Origin of the sequence: Nitrincola alkalilacustris (assembly GCF_008973755.1) — a bacterium.
GTDB lineage: Bacteria > Pseudomonadota > Gammaproteobacteria > Pseudomonadales > Balneatricaceae > Nitrincola > Nitrincola alkalilacustris.
Genome location: NZ_WBOM01000007.1, coordinates 192,904 through 209,628, shown reverse-complemented (window position 1 = coordinate 209,628; position 16,725 = coordinate 192,904). Strand labels below are relative to the sequence as shown.

At 52.9% G+C, this 16,725-nt stretch carries 15 protein-coding genes; 5 read left to right on the top strand and 10 right to left on the bottom strand.

Annotated features, from left to right (window positions below; all coding sequences use genetic code 11):
* Nucleotides 1-234: 234 nt before the first annotated feature.
* The 3 genes from F7R27_RS14215 to F7R27_RS14205 form a co-directional block, all read right to left on the bottom strand.
* On the bottom strand, nucleotides 235-1,065 hold the full coding sequence (locus F7R27_RS14215) for an abortive infection family protein (protein ID WP_151704927.1): 831 nt from the start codon (nucleotides 1,063-1,065) through the stop codon (nucleotides 235-237).
* Nucleotides 1,066-1,600: 535 nt separating this feature from the next.
* Entirely contained in the window at nucleotides 1,601-2,056 is a 456-nt protein-coding gene (locus tag F7R27_RS14210) for a CopD family protein (RefSeq protein ID WP_151704926.1), read from the bottom strand.
* A gap of 78 nt (nucleotides 2,057-2,134) precedes the next feature.
* A complete protein-coding gene (locus F7R27_RS14205) occupies nucleotides 2,135-3,067 on the bottom strand; it encodes a sensor domain-containing diguanylate cyclase (RefSeq protein WP_168927516.1) in 933 nt (310 codons plus the stop codon).
* Between the two features lie 330 nt (nucleotides 3,068-3,397).
* On the opposite strand from F7R27_RS14205, the gene F7R27_RS14200 reads away from it, so the two are divergent.
* Nucleotides 3,398-3,631, top strand: a complete 234-nt coding sequence (locus tag F7R27_RS14200) for an addiction module protein (protein WP_151704924.1) — start codon at nucleotides 3,398-3,400, stop codon at nucleotides 3,629-3,631.
* Between the two features lie 146 nt (nucleotides 3,632-3,777).
* Here the strand turns inward: F7R27_RS14200 and F7R27_RS14195 are convergent, their stop codons facing one another.
* Nucleotides 3,778-4,587, bottom strand: coding sequence for a phytanoyl-CoA dioxygenase family protein (locus F7R27_RS14195; RefSeq protein WP_151704923.1), 810 nt, complete (start codon nucleotides 4,585-4,587; stop codon nucleotides 3,778-3,780).
* A 230-nt stretch (nucleotides 4,588-4,817) separates the two neighbouring features.
* Between F7R27_RS14195 and F7R27_RS14190 the strand changes: the two genes are divergently transcribed.
* Entirely contained in the window at nucleotides 4,818-6,392 is a 1,575-nt protein-coding gene (locus tag F7R27_RS14190; RefSeq protein WP_151704922.1) for a cryptochrome/photolyase family protein, read from the top strand.
* An 887-nt stretch (nucleotides 6,393-7,279) separates the two neighbouring features.
* Here the strand turns inward: F7R27_RS14190 and F7R27_RS14185 are convergent.
* The 6 genes from F7R27_RS14185 to F7R27_RS14160 form a co-directional block, all read right to left on the bottom strand.
* A complete protein-coding gene (locus F7R27_RS14185) occupies nucleotides 7,280-7,546 on the bottom strand; it encodes a DksA/TraR family C4-type zinc finger protein (RefSeq protein WP_151704921.1) in 267 nt (88 codons plus the stop codon).
* A gap of 157 nt (nucleotides 7,547-7,703) precedes the next feature.
* A complete protein-coding gene (locus F7R27_RS19035; protein WP_151704920.1) occupies nucleotides 7,704-9,071 on the bottom strand; it encodes an ATP-binding cassette domain-containing protein in 1,368 nt (455 codons plus the stop codon).
* Between the two features lie 15 nt (nucleotides 9,072-9,086).
* A complete protein-coding gene (locus F7R27_RS14175; protein ID WP_151704919.1) occupies nucleotides 9,087-9,845 on the bottom strand; it encodes an ABC transporter ATP-binding protein in 759 nt (252 codons plus the stop codon).
* Entirely contained in the window at nucleotides 9,842-10,849 is a 1,008-nt protein-coding gene (locus F7R27_RS14170) for a branched-chain amino acid ABC transporter permease (protein WP_151704918.1), read from the bottom strand. The genes F7R27_RS14175 and F7R27_RS14170 overlap by 4 nt, the downstream gene beginning before the upstream one ends.
* Nucleotides 10,849-11,724 (bottom strand): branched-chain amino acid ABC transporter permease, encoded by an 876-nt coding sequence (locus F7R27_RS14165; protein ID WP_151704917.1) that lies wholly within the window; start codon nucleotides 11,722-11,724, stop codon nucleotides 10,849-10,851. The genes F7R27_RS14170 and F7R27_RS14165 overlap by 1 nt, the downstream gene beginning before the upstream one ends.
* A 79-nt stretch (nucleotides 11,725-11,803) precedes the next feature.
* On the bottom strand, nucleotides 11,804-12,958 hold the full coding sequence (locus tag F7R27_RS14160) for an ABC transporter substrate-binding protein (protein WP_151704916.1): 1,155 nt from the start codon (nucleotides 12,956-12,958) through the stop codon (nucleotides 11,804-11,806).
* 570 nt (nucleotides 12,959-13,528) lie between these two features.
* Here F7R27_RS14160 and paaF point away from each other — a divergent pair.
* From paaF to paaH, 3 genes are all read left to right on the top strand, one after another.
* Nucleotides 13,529-14,302 carry a 2,3-dehydroadipyl-CoA hydratase PaaF gene (gene paaF / locus F7R27_RS14155; protein WP_151704915.1) on the top strand — a complete coding sequence of 258 codons (774 nt, stop codon included), beginning with the start codon at nucleotides 13,529-13,531 and terminating at the stop codon, nucleotides 14,300-14,302.
* Between the two features lie 105 nt (nucleotides 14,303-14,407).
* Nucleotides 14,408-15,199, top strand: a complete 792-nt coding sequence (gene paaG, locus F7R27_RS14150; protein WP_151704914.1) for a 2-(1,2-epoxy-1,2-dihydrophenyl)acetyl-CoA isomerase PaaG — start codon at nucleotides 14,408-14,410, stop codon at nucleotides 15,197-15,199.
* A 1-nt stretch (nucleotide 15,200) separates the two neighbouring features.
* Nucleotides 15,201-16,721, top strand: a complete 1,521-nt coding sequence (paaH, locus tag F7R27_RS14145) for a 3-hydroxyacyl-CoA dehydrogenase PaaH (RefSeq protein ID WP_151704913.1) — start codon at nucleotides 15,201-15,203, stop codon at nucleotides 16,719-16,721.
* Nucleotides 16,722-16,725 lie beyond the last annotated feature (4 nt).

Sequence of the window (16,725 nt, the reverse complement as noted above, 5' to 3'; positions counted from 1 at the left end):
TCCGCAAACCGCAGCGGGATCATCTTGGTTTGGTTGTAATCGTAGTGTTTATACCGCGCCATCCCTTGCCACCTGTGAGGTAAAGTTCTGTTACCTGATTCTAGCCTTTGTCTGTCGCGTCAGCCAAGGGCTGTGGGACTTTTCCGACAGCCTCAACGCCCGCAGCATGCGCGGCTTTGGAATGGAGGCGAAGCCGCAATGTAAAAGACGTCGCCGTGCCTGCGATTGTTAGCATTACTTTCGGCTCTTTCTTTCATCCCAAGTCTCCAATACGAATAACGCTATTGTATGGGCAGAATGAATAGCCAGTCGTGCATGTCTTGGCTTTAAGTTGTATATTTTCCGACCCTGCCCATGGGCAGAGCTTGCATGAGTTCTAAAAGCACCAATACCGTCAACTACGGACAGCACCCCAGACAGAATCTTTTTTAGATCGTCATCTTCCAGCGCCCCTGGATTAAACCCTAGGTCAGAACGAACTACTTTCCATACGTTTTGGAGATCTTGCTTCTGCGGCATCTCCAGTTTTTCATCAGTTATATATGTCTTGAAAATAGACTCAAGAATATTGCACGCAGCCGATACCGCCTCTCTGGGCTCTGAGTTTACATTGGCAAGTGCTCGGTTGAACTCTGCGTCAATGGAGGGAATATCTCGACCTTTAATTAACTCTGCTAATGATCGACTCGGCGCGGAACTACCATCAGAAATTATCCCCCCCGTGAGATATGTAAGATTACACCGAGAAAGAATTGCTTCAAGCTTGGCTTTGAACTCTTTTTTTACATCTACAGTCGGGACGCCAGACCAAGTAGATGTGGCATCTTCTATATCAGGCAACTCCATATAACATTCAATAAGCCGCCCTAGAACAACCAATGGGTGACCCGATTCTTTGTTGACTCGTCGAAGCCATGCTTGAACCTTAACGGGCTTCGAACCTTCGGGTGGCTCGCCAGGCGCTTCAGCATACGAAAAAAGGTTATCCAAGCTAGCGTGTGTTTCGACAACAGGCATATTCTCTGACAGTACAGCTATGATCGGAGCTGGAATTTCTTTTCTCATCGCTTACTCGTATCTCTCATGAAATGCTAACATTTTTTATTCTGAGCATGCTCAAATTGTCAAGCCCGCCATGTTCACAATAATTATTTAAGCATCTGATATTAAAATAAAATATCTTTCTACTACGTTTGATCCATCTGTCAAAATGCGCATGCGCAACTTTCAGCCAGTCCATGCGCTGTATTTCAGACGCATTTGAAAATTATTCATTTAAACTCAATGAGTTGAGATTATATCTATCGACAAAACGAGCAACTTTCGCAGAGTTAACAAGCATGCTCATTTTTCCAGCACGCAATAACAGCATCTATCGGTAACACTAAAGCGAGGATATGGGATGGTTGGGGCAGGCTTTTGATAAACACGCTACCGCCCCGATGGTGCTCCATCACACTTGACTACATCCTGTTTGTTATCTGAATCTAATCCATCCTTTTTGTGTGTGCAAACTTTTCGCTCTACTTTACTCATAGCCTTTGGTCCATATGCCACCTGCAACAGAGCGGGGTCAGCAATAACGGCTGCGGGCCTTTCCTTACAGATACCGACCACCCGCACCGACCACCACCACAATCAGCCCAAGAATCAGGTTAATGCCCACCAGCTTGCGGATCTGCCCCACCTGGCGACCGCCTTCCTGAGGGTCCTGGTTGGCAACGGCATGCTTCAGTCTCCTGAAGGGGACAAAAAAGACGTGGAAATAGATCAGGATCATCACAATCCCCACACCCTGCATCAAGTGAATATGCCAGCCGACACCAGACATGCCACCGAACACACTGAAGATCATCCAGTAACCGGTCACCGGTAACAGGATCACGGCCGCCCATACCCACTGAAAAAAGCGCGACAGGGTGCGACACCAGAGTAAGCCTCGCTGCGATGCGTCAATCACCTCCACCACCGCCGGTCGCATGGCCATATAGGCGAAAAACATGCCGCCAACCCAGATCATGGCAGAGAGAACATGCAGTGCGATTGCCAGACTCATAAAACGACTCCCGAAAAGAAATGTGTGTTGGTTCAATACTTGGTATTGCAATAGTCGGGCTGATACAAGTGAAGCGCTTTATTGGCTGCTTTGATACTCTTCCACTCGATTGCGACCATTGCGTTTGGCACGATAGAGTGCTGAATCGGCTTTTGCTATCAGTTGCTCTACACTGTCCCCTGCCTCATGTAGCGCAACGCCAAAACTGGCGGTTTTATGTTCTACCGCGGGGAAGGACTGGCCCTCAATGGCTTTTCTGAGCTTCTCTGCCAATAGCAGCAGCCCATCCATATCCGTTTCTGCACAAAGAATCAGAAACTCCTCACCTCCCCATCGCCCTGTCACGTCTGTAGCTCGTGTATTTTCTTGGAGTATCTGAGCTATAGCGACAAGCACCTCATCACCAACCTGATGCCCGTAGATATCATTGACGCTTTTGAATGCATCAATATCAAGCATGATTACCCCAAACGGATGCGAGTAGCGCTCGGTTCTTTGCACCTCTTCTGCCAGCAAACTATCGAGTTTGTGACGATTAAAAAGTCCTGTCAGCCTATCGGTTATATAGAGGCGCTCCAGTTCCTCATTTTTTATCGCCAGTTCTCTGGTGCGCTCCATCACCTTGTTTTCAAGCTCGGCATTCAGTTTCTCATACTGCGCATTCAGCGACTCAGCACGCTCTTTCTCTTCGCGCATCCGCCGTTCGGCCCATTTCAGGTCTTTGATACTCCTGGATACCCCAGCAATGTACTCAACCCTTCCGTCTTCCTCAACCAAGGGCACCAGCAAGGTGGACCAGTAGTCATCGTTAAAGCCCGGCTCTTCGTAGCTCATGGGCAGGCGAGTGGCGATGCACTGCTCGTAGCGTGTCTTTATGACACCATACAGTTCCGGTGGCAGGAGCTCATCAAGCGCCTGGCGAAGATCCAGCCCTTCCGGGAATGCCCTTTCCTGAGCTGGATTATAGTAATCCAGATAAAAACGGCCTGATCGGGCCTGAATGATAAACATCGTATCTGGCGAGTGATGCCAAAGTAGTCGCAGACATTCCAATGAAACTTTAGATAAAGGATAGGTCATAGAAACTATTCACCCAGCACAGCGAGTGCTGTTGGCTAATGATTGCCTGTTGCGAAGCATGCAGCCAGCTTTTAATACACTCTATTATAGTCTCACTGACAAGTAACCCGCTTTTTTAACAGAACAGAAGCGGTGAGGGCAACCTGCAAGCAGCAACCCAGCCTGGCAGTAATCAACACCCACATTGAGTGTCGAGAACCGTGTCTTGTTAGGGTCTTTGAATCGGGCTAGTACAGTTATATCGCTACTCTCGGAGGTACCATGACTACCGAAACATTAAACCACCTGCGTTCACAGATTTATGCTCTCTCCGAGTCGGAACGTGCAGAGTTGGCTCGCGAACTCATAATGAGCCTGGGCGGCCCTCGTGACGACGCTGCCGGACAAGCCTGGAATGATGAAATCATTCGTCGTGTCGCCAAGGTCAAAAGCGGTAAGGCCACACTGCTCAGCCGCGAAGAGTTTCGGACAAAGATGCGAGCGAGGATAGGCTAGCAACAGCGAGAGCGGTAAGGATACTGGCGGGAACGCAGCAAACCCTGACATTTTTATTATTGCCTGTTAATCCCATGCTTCCTTGAGATGTCATTAATTGCTGGCACGTTGTTTGTGCCAGCGCTGGCCAACGCCACTATCGCACTTCAGCTATTCAAGGAGGATGTTGCTGAAATCGACAATTTCTCCACATCGGCACACCTGCGTTTAATCTCCAGCGCGCTATCAAAGGCAGTTCGATTTTCAAGCATTTCCAGTGTTCTTGGGTCTGGCAAACAGTTGTCGGTGATGAATGCCGCCAGTTCAGGAGCCGGATCACAAAACAGTATATCCAGTGCCAAGCGATTCATGCCGTATAGTCCTCGATGAATCATATTGGCACTGAACACCAGCAGGTCACCTGCGTTTAAGGCAACTCTTACACCAGCAGGCAGATCCTCATGGTTCTTACGCCCCTTCTGCTCCAGGCGTACATCAAGCTCTTCGCTGCTATCCCAGCGCCGGTGGGTTCCGGGTATCAGCTCCAGACCGGGTTCATCAACCAAGGGAACTCGAAAATGGAGAACATCCGGACCTGCCAGCGCGTCCTTCTGCTCTTCAACAGACAGATGGTACTGAGGATCTCGGTGCCAATAGCTTCTTTGGGCAGCATTCACGGGATCAAAAAACAATTGGGTATTCATAAAGGCTGTGTGGCTGCCCATGATAGATGTCACCACATCCATCAGTTTGGCTGAACCGATGAACTTGAACAGTACCTCCCTATCAGAACCTTTCAGGTGTTTTTTAGCAGTCAGATAAGCGGAGTTTATCGCTTTTTCGGCGTAGAACTCGGCGTTTTCTTCTACCCACGACTGATGGAACCGGTCAACCACCTGCCGCAGCGCCTGGAGCTCACGCTCTTCAAAGATGTTTTTAAGAACGAGGTACCCGTTCTGGTCGTAATCATTTTTCATGGGTATACCAATAGTACTGCACACCGCGATCGGCGCGAAGAAGGAACGTTGAGTACTGTAACTCGCTGGGCAGCATTAGTCTCCACCGCCATGTCCGCTGTCACCTCCCAAGCCACAAGTATTGACTGTGCAGAACAGTTGCCAATTCCATGTGTGCAATCCATCCTCGGCTTTTATCCGTATCTTATGTACATGCCGATTACCGGTGAAACAGGGATTGATAGGGGCCGATGAAAACGAGATTTCTCTATCTGATACTGGGTGATCAGCTCAGTCATGATTATCTGACATGGGCCGGTTTCGACCCCGAGCAGGATCAGGTCCTGATGGCCGAAGTGCTGGATGAATCCCGCTCCACGCTGTCCAGCAAGCAACGCACGGTGCTTTTTTTGTCTGCGATGCGCCATTTTGCACAGGAGTTGCGAGCATCCGGCATCCGTCTGACCTATATCGACCTGGCTCAGCAGTGTGATTCTTTCAGCAGTGCGCTGGAGATGGCTCTGACTATGGATCTAAATAGGGCTCACACCAAGCCCGAAGTGCTGCGCTGCGTATTACCGGGGGATCATCGCGTGTTGCGGCAGATCCGTTTGTGGTGCCAAGAGCATCAAGTCTCACTGGAGCTGCTGCCCGATAGCCACTTCATCACACAACAGGGTGAGTTCACTCAGTGGATGGCACAGCGCAAACAGCCACGCATGGAGTACTGGTATCGCCACCTGCGCAAGACCCGACAATGGTTGATGGATAACGATGGCAAGCCACAAGGCGGACAGTGGAACTACGACAAGGATAACCGTGGCACTTTCACCAAGCAGGGGCCAGACCCTTTACCGCCGCTGCCTTCCTTCTCACCAGACAGCATGACTCTTGCGGTGATGGCCGACGTTGAGCAATATCTGCCGGGACTGCCGGGCGCTGTGGATAACTTTAACTGGCCAGTCACGCGCGAGCAGGCGTTAATGGCGCTTGATGATTTCATCACTCATCGCTTGCCACGCTTCGGTGATTATCAGGACGCCATGTGGACAGATCAGCCGTGGTTGTATCACTCGCTGCTGTCATCCAGTCTGAATCTGAAGCTGCTCAACCCGGTTGAGGTGATAGAAGCGGCAGAGAAAGCCTGGCTTGACGGCAGAGCCCCCCTGAATGCGGTGGAAGGTTTTATTCGCCAGATACTGGGTTGGCGGGAATATATCCGTGGCATCTACTGGCATCATCGTGATCAGTGGGACAGCTTCAACTTTCTGCAGTCTGAGCGCAGCCTGCCTGATCTCTACTGGAGTGCCGATACGGATATGCAGTGCCTGAAGCAGTCGGTTTCGCAGGTGTTGCAGCATGGCTATGGTCATCATATCCAGCGCCTGATGGTCACCGGTTTGTTTGCACTATTGTGGGAAACCAAGCCGCAGCTGGTACATGAGTGGTATCTGGCGATGTATGTGGATGCCGTCGCCTGGGTCGAGGTGCCCAACACCCTGGGCATGAGCCAGTATGCCGACGGCGGTATTGTCGGCTCCAAGCCATATATCGCCAGCGGGGCTTATATCAAACGGATGTCGAACTACTGCCGGCACTGCCCCTACAAGCCTGAACAGGCCAATGGCGACAACGCCTGCCCTTTTACCACCCTCTACTGGCACTTCATCGCGAAGCACCGCTCATGGCTGCAACACAACCCAAGGCTGGGGATGCAGGTGAAAAACTGGGACAGGAAAGATGCGCAGGAGCAGCAGGCGATAGAGCAGAGAGCGCAGTGGTTGTTTGAGAATCTGGAGGGGGCTGACATCGAATCAGTAAGCTGAAATGCCTTACATCAATCAATTGCAAATATAAAGGTAGACGCTAATGGTTCTTATTTTGTAACATGTAAGCGCTTTGAGCACATGTGCCACTTAGTCAGTCACCCCTGAATGGGGATCACTAGAGGTCAATCGTCCATGGATGGGACAAAAAAACCTTCTTCAAGAGTTCGTAAATTTATTGCAAAAGAGTCCAGTATTGTTGCCATATTGGCACTAGGGTCTTTTTCATGCTAACGACCTCTATAATCAATATTTCTTCGGGCAACTACGCATATGGCTTATTATGCGCTGGATTCGCTTTAACACTTATGGGTGGAATTAAAAAGCCAGAAATATTTAACAAGAGTGCACGGCTATTGCTTCGTGAAGAGCTGGAGACAGGATGTAGAGGAAGTTTTCTTGAGCATTTAGGATTTCTGCTTATCATTTTTTCAGTATTTACTTTCTTATTAGAAATATAAAATAATGATGATCATATTATGAAATACATTCAATTCTCATCTGCATTCTATGTGATTTTTCTCGGAACAATTATTTTTGTAACTCGAGATAATTCGCTGACTCTAATTGAGAGATCTATTTTCGTTAGCATATTTTTTTGTCTTGGATCTATACCAATAACTTTATTTTTATATACAAACAAATCCAAGATACAAACGCATTCAAAAAAACCAGAACTCAATATTATCTGGTCAATAATTTTCGGGGATGACAGATATATGAAAAAACGCTCGACAAGAGATGAAAATGATTAAAAAACATGGCTTTACATATCTCTCGCTAGTGCTATGGTTACTGATCGCTTCTACATATATGGCAGCTGTATAGAAGGACACAGCACTGTTGCTGACAAAACCTGGGTACAAGAGTTATTGCAGACCAGCTGGCTACCTGAGCTGGCTATCTTTGCTGCCACGGCGATTGATGCCACTGGAGTTAACTTCCTTCTTTTCCAGTGCTGACTGACACGCAATGCAAAGCCTGACTCCAGGAATCGCTTTGCGGCGCTTTTCTGGAATAACACAGTCACACTCGTCACAATTGACGGCGCTCTCACCGTTGGCCAATTTACTTCGAGCGCGCTGCACAGCATCTTCAACGCTTGCATCAATTTGATCCTGAACGGCTCCATCCCGTGACCAACCACCTGCCATTACGTTCTCTCTGAGTCAGACTGATAGTGCCACTGTAGTACCGCTCTTAGAGCAAAGCAATGGTAGCTGACACCGCCGACTGGGTGGAAAATGGCCTTTCGGATAAACGTGAAAAAGCCGCCTGGCCTCAAAAGAGGTCAAGCGGCCTGATCAGGGTTTACATCCCCAGGTAGGCTTCGCGCACTTTTTCGTTGCTCAGCAGTTCGCGGCCGGTTCCCTGCAGCACCACTTCGCCGGTTTCCAGCACATAGCCACGGTCGGCCAGTGCCAGTGCCTGGGACGCGTTCTGCTCGACCAGAAAGATGGTGATCCCCTCTTTCTTCAGTTCGCGCACGATATTGAAGATCTCTTCAACAATCAGCGGTGCCAGACCCATGCTGGGCTCATCCAGCAACAGCAGTCTTGGTTTGGCCATCAGGGCACGCCCCATTGCCAGCATCTGCTGCTGACCGCCCGAGAGCTCTCCAGCCAGATCATGGCGCTTCTGGCGCAGAATCGGGAAGCGGTCGTAGATCTTCTCCAGATCCTGTTTAACTTCAGGGCCGCTGCCACGCGTATAGGCACCCAGCAACAGGTTGTCCTGTACGGTCATGTCCTTGAACACCTGGCGCCCTTCCGGTACCTGTACGATGCCGTTGGAGACGCGCTTGTCGGAAGACATCTTGCGCATATCCTTGCCTTCAAACATCATCTCGCCGCGGTCAATCGGCTGCAGGCCAGACAGGGTCATCAGCAGCGTGCTCTTGCCCGCGCCGTTGGCGCCCACCAGTGAGACGATCTCACCGGCGTTGATGCTGATATCCACATTGTGCAGCACTTCGATCTGGCCATAGGAGCTGTAAAGCCCCTTGATGCTGAGCATCTCACGGCCGGTCTGGGCACTGGCACTGGTTTTTTCAGTGTGCAGCAGGCCAAGCCCACCAAGGCGCTCAGGTGTCAGGCTGACGATCTTGTGGCGCAGTTCGCGGAACTCATCGCGTACCATCTCACCGAACAGCGGATCATTGTGCTGATCCTTGGCATCGATGATCTGATCCCAGTCATCAGCCGAGAGCACTTCACGTGCACGGGGAATTACGACCCCTTCCTCTTTCTTGATGTGCTTGCGCAGCGCCTGGGTGAAGCGGGTCAGGGCATGGCTGAAGGCTTCGCGCCCTTCCGGCCATTGCTGCATGCAACTGGTCAGCAGCTCTCGCAGTTCGGCCAGTGCTTTGTGCCCAACGACATAGCCCTTTTCCAGCTTGTCGATCAGCGGCCCTGATTCAGGTGATTTCTCGCGCAGCAGCTTGTACAGCAGCACCTCTTCGGGCTGGCTGTGTACGCGGTGCGAGAAATGCTCGATATAGTCGAATATCGTGGTCAGCAGCAGCTCATCCGGCTTGTTACCGCGCAGGTTCATATCCTGCTGCAGGCTGTCGAGCAGGTCGATGATGCGCCACAGGCCCAGATGCTCCTGAACGATGATGCTGACCGCCTGTTCGGCGCGATTCTGAGCTGAGGGGCTCGTTGTATTGGTTGTTGTCATTCCGGTTCTCCTCGCTCAACCGCCCAGATAGGCAGCGATAACATCAGGGTTGTTGCGGATCTGTTCCGGAGTACCTTCCGCCAGTTTACGGCCATAGTTGAGCACCAGCAGGTAATCGGAGATCCCCATCACCAGCTTCATATCATGCTCCACCAGTACCACTGTAATACCCTGCTGTGCCACTTTACGGATCAGATCCTCCAGCGCTGCGGTTTCTGTGCCGTTAAGGCCAGCCGCGGGCTCATCCAGCAGGATCACCTTGGGATCTGCCGCCAGTGCGCGGGCAATCTCAAGACGCTTCAGCGCGCCGTAAGACATGGCCGAGGCTTCGGTGTTCACATACTGTCCACAGCCGACAAACTCCATCAGCTCGATGGCGCGTTCGCGACAGGCCGCTTCGTCGCGCAGCATCGATGGCAGGCGAAACAGCGTCGACAGGAAGTTACTCTTGAGCTGCAGATGCCGCCCCAGCATGACGTTTTCCAGCGCCGTCATATTCATGCAGATCTGCAGGTTCTGGAAGGTTCTGCACATGCCACGCTCGGCGAGCTGGTTAGGCTCCAGCCCCACGACAGACTCGCCGCGCAGCTTGATTTCACCTTTGGTCGGCGTGTAGATACCGGTGATCAGGTTGAACAGAGTGGTCTTGCCAGCGCCGTTCGGGCCGATCACTGAATAGACCTGGCCTGCATTAACGCTGAAGCTCAGGCCTTCAACCGCATTCACACCACCGAAGGCTTTATCCAGACCGGTGACTTCGATCAGAGCGCTCATACTCCCTCCTCCGGCTTCTTGCGCAGATATTTACGCGCCAGTCCCTGCAGGGTTGGCAACAGACCTTTCGGCATGAAGATCATGGTCAGCATCAGGATCAGACCGAACATCATCATCTCCAGCTCCTGAAAATCAGCCAGTACCTGAGGCAGCAGCTTCAGCACAACCACACCGAGAATAACACCCAGTGTGGAAGCCATACCACCGAGCACCACCATGGTGATCAGCACGATGGAGTGCTCGAAGGAGGCGATCTGGGGCGTGATAAAGCCGGTGTAATGGGCATAAAAGCTACCCATGATGCTGGCATACACAGCGGAGATCACGAACACCAGACTCTTGAAGCGGGCAGTATCAACACCGACCACACGCGCAGCAACTTCGGAACCATGTACAGAACGCAGAGCACGGCCGATTGGTGAATCGATGATGTTCTGCGCAATCCAGACCGCCAACAGCAGCAACACACCGGCCAGCACATACCACAGGAAGGTGCCGCTCAGGGTCATGCCCAGTATCTGGTAGTCATTGAAGACATTCAGCTCTGCGCCGAAGATCGACAGCGAGGGCACGGAGATGCCGTCGGGGCCACCGGTGATCCTGCGCTCATTGTTGATGATGATGTAGATGATAAAACCCACCGCCAGCGTCGCCATGGACAGATAATGCCCCTTAAGACGCAGGATCGGACGGCCGACCACAAAGGCGATGATTCCGACCACCACTGCAGCAAACAGCAACACTGGAATGGGTGACCAGCCATAGGTGCCGGTCAGGATCGCACTCATGTAAGCGCCAACACCAAAGAAGGCGGCGTGGCCGAGACTGATCTGGCCGGCAAAGCCTACCAGCAGATTAAGACCCACGACGGTGGCGGCAATCAGCCCCATCTGGATCGCGATATCATAGTGAAAGTCGTTCTGCAGTCCGAAGGGCAGCACAATGATGATCAGTGCCAGCACCAGCAAACCGAACTGTCGTGACTGAAAAAGAGAATTCAACATCAGACACGCTCCACGACACGGCTGCCGAACATCCCTCTGGGCATGAAGAACAGCACCAGCAGGATCATCGAGAAGGCAACAGCGTCCTTATAATCAGAAGAGATGTAACCGGCTGTCATCGCCTCGACGATGCCCAGCGTGATACCACCTACTACGGCGCCTACGCCACTGCCCAGGCCGCCCATCGCAGCCGCGACAAAGCCTTTCAGGCCCAGCATGATGCCTATGTCGTAAGAGGTGAAGGTGATCGGAGCCACGGCAATACCGGCCATTGATCCGATCAGTGCCGACAGCATGAACGCAAGCATCAGCACCAGTTGAGTACGAATACCCACCAGACGTGCTGCGTCCTTGTTCATGGAGGTCGCGAGAATCGCCTTGCCTATCAACGTGCGTGTAAAGAAGAGCACCAGCAGCACTACCAGAATCGAGGCAATCAGCAACACCCAGATACTCTGGCTGTGCATGACGGCACCACCGATACGCACCGGCTGGTCACTGCCGAAACTCGGCATGACATGATACTCCTTACCCCAGACGAGCTGTGCGACGCCACGGATAAAGATTGATGCACCAATAGTGATGATGATCAGAGTCACAACACTGGCCTGACGTGCAGGCGCAATGGCAAGGCGCTGCAGGGCAACACCCAGAATCCCGGCCAGAATGACGGCCAGAATAATGGCGATTGGCATGGGCAGGCCCATCCCCATCAGTGAAACAGTGGCCATGCCACCGATCATCAGGAACTCGCCCTGTGCGAAGTTGATCACATGGCTGGCGTTATAGATCAGGGTAAATCCCAGAGCAACCAGGGCATAGGTCGCCCCGATAGTGATACCGGTAAACAGGTATTGGAGGAATTCAGCAAGCATGGCAATGGCCCCATCAGGGTCAACCAGACCCCGTCAGAACATCAGTGTTCCGGGGGTCTGATCTATTTTGTTACAAGGATTAGTCGATCAGGTTCCACTGACCGTCTTTGACTTCAAGGATGCGGAAGGAGTCAGCAGTCAGACCCATGTGATCTTCCGGTGACAGGTTGTAGATACCGGTCACACCCACATAGCCCTGGATATTCTCCAGCGCTGAACGCACCGCTTCACGATCGGTACTACCCGCCTGCTCGATCGCCATGACAGCCAGCATCAGACCGTCATACGCGTAGGCACCAAAGGTGGACACCTGAGTGTTCCAGCGCGCTTCGTACTCGGCTTTGTAGTTCTGAACCACGGCTTTTTGAGGATCGGCATCATCCAGTGAATCCGGAACCAGCAGTGGAGACGCAGGCAGACGCAGTCCTTCAGCCGCAGTACCGGCCAGTTCCAGGAAGCGATCAGATGCGACACCATGAGACTGGTAGAAAGGCAGATCGATACCCAGCTGCGCGTAGTTACGCGTTACCAGAGCAGGACCCTGACCGAAGCCGAAGTTGAATACGGCTTCGACACCGGCATTACGGATGCGGGTCAGCTGTGCGGTCATATCGGTATCGGATGGGCCGTAGGTTTCATCGGCCAGAATTTCGATACCATAGTTAGCAGCCACTTCCAGCGTCTGGGTGCGACCTGAGCTACCGAAACCACCGGTATCGGAGATCAGACCCACTTTGGTGATACCGCGTGACTGCATGTCACCGAGTACACGTTCAGCGGCCATACGGTCAGACTGAGGTGTTTTGAAGACCCAGGGCTTGACCGGCTCGGTAATGACGATGGCACCAGCCAGAGAGATGAACGGCGTGCGTGCCTGTTCGATCAGTGGCGCGGCCGACATAGTGGTACCGGTGGTGCTGCCACCAATAATGATATCCACACGGTCATTACGCACCAGACGGCTGGCGAAGTTACGCGCCTGAGAGGCATCACCGGCATCATCATAATGGATCAACTGCAGCTGACGGCCCAGAACACCACCATCGGCATTGATTTTTTCAACGTACATTTCGAGGGTTTTCAGCTCAGGATCACCCAGAAACGATGCTGGTCCAGTTGCAGACAGGAAGGAACCGATCTTGATCGGATCGCTTGCCTGAACAGAGGTTGCGAAGATTCCGGCAGCCAGGGTCGCTGCCAGAAAACCGGCACGGCGGAAGATTTTCTTAGACATTATTTTTGTTCTCCAAAATCGGGGCAGTGTCTGCCCTCGTTTATTGTTACATGCAATGTTCGTTCGCTTTCTTGCGCCTGCTCAACATCCTGTCCAGGGCTTCAAGGTGATCATAAAGTGACACACCAGATAAACAATATTAGAAACTATTGTATCAATACATCCATGTCAACTAGTAATTTAGGAGCATACTCAGCACTAGCGGTATATAGACCAATGATTTATGCATTGAAAAACAATGATTTGTAACGCCATTTGATCAATAACGGCATTAAGCGATACAAAAAATTAAAAATATTTTGTTGATGAGTATCAAATATTGGATATACTCGTGACATCCGGATTCAACCGCAGGCCGCCTGTACAACCGGCATATAAAGATGAGATCAGCCTTGAATCAATGCTCAAGCTTAGTCTGTCCAGCGGGATCCAACAAACTTAGAAGCTGAAATGTTTGGAACTAAACTATTATTTCAAACTACACTAGTTGAATGCTGAGTTGCTTCATTGAGGGGTCCTGCCTGTTGGCAGCTGGCCTTTCATAACTAATAAGATAAAGCGGGTTGCCCAATGTCGCAGAACCTTCTCGTGCAGGGACCGGTAAAAGGTGTTCGCATCCTTACCCTGCACCGCCCCGAAGCGCTGAATGCGCTGAATACCGCCCTGCTGGGTGAAATCTCTCTGGCACTGGACGAGGCAGAAGCCGACAGTGCCACCGGCGCCGTTGTGATCACCGGCGATGACCGTGCCTTTGCGGCCGGTGCCGATATCAATGAAATGGCCAGCCGTGATCTGGTTGGCATTCTGGAAGATCCCCGTCAGGCTCATTGGGCCCGTATCGCCCGTTTCAGCAAACCACTGATTGCAGCCATTAATGGTTTTGCACTCGGCGGTGGCTGCGAGCTGGCAATGCATGCCGACATCCTGATTGCCGGCGAAAATGCCCGCTTTGGTCAACCCGAAATCAATCTTGGCATCATGCCCGGGGCTGGTGGCACGCAGCGTTTATTGCGCGCCGTTGGACAATCGATGGCGATGCAGATGGTACTGACCGGCGAGCAGATCAGCGCGAAACGCGCACTGGAAGCCGGGTTGATCAGTGAGATCTGCGTCCCCGAGCTGACCCTGGAAAGAGCCATAGCCATCGCGCAGATCATCGCTGCCAAGGCTCCCCTTGCTGTGCGCCTTGCCAAAGAAGCGATCCATAAAGCGGCTGATGCCGATCTTGCGACAGGCCTGCGCTTTGAGCGCCACGCCTTCACCATTCTGGCAGGCACCGAGGACCGCAAAGAGGGGTTGGCGGCTTTTCAGGAGAAGCGCAAGCCGGTCTTTACTGGCAAGTAGCACCGGTAAATAGTACTGGTAAGTAGTAGCTGCCATCACAGATTACGCGCCGTAAGTTTTACCAATGCGGCCAATGAATAACAGAAAGATAACAAGGATTCAGCCATGAGCGAACAGACCATTCTTCTGGAGATCGAGCAGGGTGTTGCACTGCTCACTCTTAACCGCCCCGGTAGCCTGAACAGCTTCAATGCTGATATGCACGCCGAGATGCGCAGTGCGATCAGCCAGATCAGAAAGAACCCCGAAGTCCGCGCACTGCTGATCACCGGCGCTGGTCGTGGTTTCTGTGCCGGGCAGGATCTGTCTGACCGTAATGTCGCCCCGGGTGCCGAAGTGCCTGATCTGGGTGAGTCAATCGAGAAGCGTTACAACCCGCTGCTGCGCAGCCTGCGCGATCTGCCGATGCCCGTGATCTGCGCCGTGAATGGTGTGGCAGCAGGTGCCGGAGCCAATATCGCACTGGCTTGCGACATCACACTGGCAGCCCGCTCTGCCAGCTTTATTCAGGCGTTTTGCAAGATCGGTCTGATCCCTGACTCCGGTGGCACCTGGAGCCTGCCTCGCCTGGTCGGCATGGCGCGTGCCAAGGCGCTGGCGATGATGGGCGATAAGATCAGCGCCGAACAGGCCGCAGCCTGGGGCATGATCTGGCAGTGTGTGGATGATGAACAACTGATGGACGAAGCCCTGAAACTGGCACGCCATCTGGCCAGCCAGCCCACTGCTGGTCTGGCACTGATCAAGCGCGCGCTGAATGCCAGCATGAACAACAGCTTTGACGAGCAGTTGGATCTGGAGCGTGACCTGCAACGTCTGGCCGGGCGCACTGAAGATTATCGCGAAGGCGTTGCCGCTTTCATTGAGAAACGCAAACCGGAATTCAAGGGGCGCTGAGATGAAAGCACTGGATAAGAACATTGTAGTTGCCGTGATCGGTGCCGGAGCCATGGGCTCGGGTATTGCACAGATAGCCGCTCAGTCGGGCCATCAGGTATTTCTGCAGGATCAGCGCGCGGGCGCTGCCGAACAGGGCAAGGCTGGCGTTGCCGCTCAACTGCAAAAGCGCGTCGATAAGGGCAAGATGGACGCCGCCGAACTCCAGGCACTGCTGGATCGCATCCACCCGGTTGACAGCCTGGGCGAAGTGGCTTCGGCGGGTCTGGTGATCGAAGCGATCATTGAAGATCTGTCGATCAAGCAGCAGTTACTCGCACAACTGGAGGAGCTGTGTGAAGACGATACGATTCTGGCCACCAACACCTCATCCATCTCGGTGACGGCGCTGGCTGCAAAAATGCGCCTGCCTGAGCGACTGGTCGGCATGCACTTTTTCAACCCGGCGCCTCTGATGGCTCTGGTTGAGGTGGTATCCGGTCTGGCTACCAGCAAAGCCGTTGCCGATACTATTTATGCCACCTCTATCGCCTGGGGCAAGAAGCCGGTTTACACCACTTCCACACCCGGCTTCATCGTTAACCGTGTTGCTCGCCCCTTCTATGCAGAGGCTTTGCGCCTGCTGCAGGAAGGCGCGGCGGATGCTGCGACGATCGATGCCATCGTACGCGAAGCCGGTGGCTTCCGCATGGGCCCCTTCGAACTGATGGACCTGATTGGCCACGACGTTAACTACGCCGTCACCAACTCCGTGTTCGACGCCTACTATGGCGACCCACGCTTTCAACCATCCCTGATCCAGAAAGGTCTTGTGGATGCCGGTCATCTCGGACGCAAGAGCGGTCGTGGTTTCTACAACTATGCCGAGGCTGCCGAGAAACCCCAGCCCTCCACGGTAACCGCCAGCGGTGAAGGCGATGCCGTACTGGTGGTCGAGGGTGATATTGGCCCAGCGAGTGCACTGATCGACCGCCTTCAAGCCTGTGGTATTCAAGTTGCACAGCGTGAAGGCACCGGCTTGCTGCGCTTCGGCGAAGCGACGCTGGCCCTGACCGATGGTCGCATGGCTACCGAGCGCGCCAGAGACTCCGGTATTCGTGATCTGGTGCTGTTCGATCTGGCGTTGAACTACGCAACAGCCAGCCGACTGGCCCTCAGCGTCAGTCTGTCTGCGTCCGACAACGCGCGTGATGATGCCATACGCCTGTTCCAGAGCGCGGGTATCAGTATCAGCCTGATCGAAGATGCTCCAGGCATGGTGGTGATGCGCACCCTTGCGATGCTGGCAAATGAGGCCGCGGATGCCGTGCTGCAGGGTGTGTGCAGTGTTGCCGATGTCAATCTGGCAATGTGCGCAGGCGTTAACTATCCCGAGGGGCCGTTAAGCTGGGCCACTCGACTGGGCAAGGGGCGCATCTATCAGGTGCTGCAGCATATTCAGGCCAGCTATGCCGAGGATCGTTATCGTCCCTCGTTACTGCTGCGTCGTGACTACTACAGCCCGCACAGCCTGATCGGATAATCCG

Coding starts and splice junctions, on each gene's coding strand:
- F7R27_RS14185 (WP_151704921.1), bottom strand. CDS start 7,546: ATGGCAGGTGGTTGGTCACGGGATGGAGCCGTTCAGGATCAAATTGAT.
- F7R27_RS19035 (WP_151704920.1), bottom strand. CDS start 9,071: ATGACAACAACCAATACAACGAGCCCCTCAGCTCAGAATCGCGCCGAA.
- F7R27_RS14170 (WP_151704918.1), bottom strand. CDS start 10,849: ATGTTGAATTCTCTTTTTCAGTCACGACAGTTCGGTTTGCTGGTGCTG.
- F7R27_RS14165 (WP_151704917.1), bottom strand. CDS start 11,724: ATGCTTGCTGAATTCCTCCAATACCTGTTTACCGGTATCACTATCGGG.
- F7R27_RS14195 (WP_151704923.1), bottom strand. CDS start 4,587: ATGAAAAATGATTACGACCAGAACGGGTACCTCGTTCTTAAAAACATC.
- F7R27_RS14210 (WP_151704926.1), bottom strand. CDS start 2,056: ATGAGTCTGGCAATCGCACTGCATGTTCTCTCTGCCATGATCTGGGTT.
- F7R27_RS14200 (WP_151704924.1), top strand. CDS start 3,398: ATGACTACCGAAACATTAAACCACCTGCGTTCACAGATTTATGCTCTC.
- paaG (WP_151704914.1), top strand. CDS start 14,408: ATGAGCGAACAGACCATTCTTCTGGAGATCGAGCAGGGTGTTGCACTG.
- F7R27_RS14190 (WP_151704922.1), top strand. CDS start 4,818: ATGAAAACGAGATTTCTCTATCTGATACTGGGTGATCAGCTCAGTCAT.
- F7R27_RS14205 (WP_168927516.1), bottom strand. CDS start 3,067: ATGTTTATCATTCAGGCCCGATCAGGCCGTTTTTATCTGGATTACTAT.
- F7R27_RS14175 (WP_151704919.1), bottom strand. CDS start 9,845: ATGAGCGCTCTGATCGAAGTCACCGGTCTGGATAAAGCCTTCGGTGGT.
- F7R27_RS14215 (WP_151704927.1), bottom strand. CDS start 1,065: ATGAGAAAAGAAATTCCAGCTCCGATCATAGCTGTACTGTCAGAGAAT.
- paaF (WP_151704915.1), top strand. CDS start 13,529: ATGTCGCAGAACCTTCTCGTGCAGGGACCGGTAAAAGGTGTTCGCATC.
- paaH (WP_151704913.1), top strand. CDS start 15,201: ATGAAAGCACTGGATAAGAACATTGTAGTTGCCGTGATCGGTGCCGGA.
- F7R27_RS14160 (WP_151704916.1), bottom strand. CDS start 12,958: ATGTCTAAGAAAATCTTCCGCCGTGCCGGTTTTCTGGCAGCGACCCTG.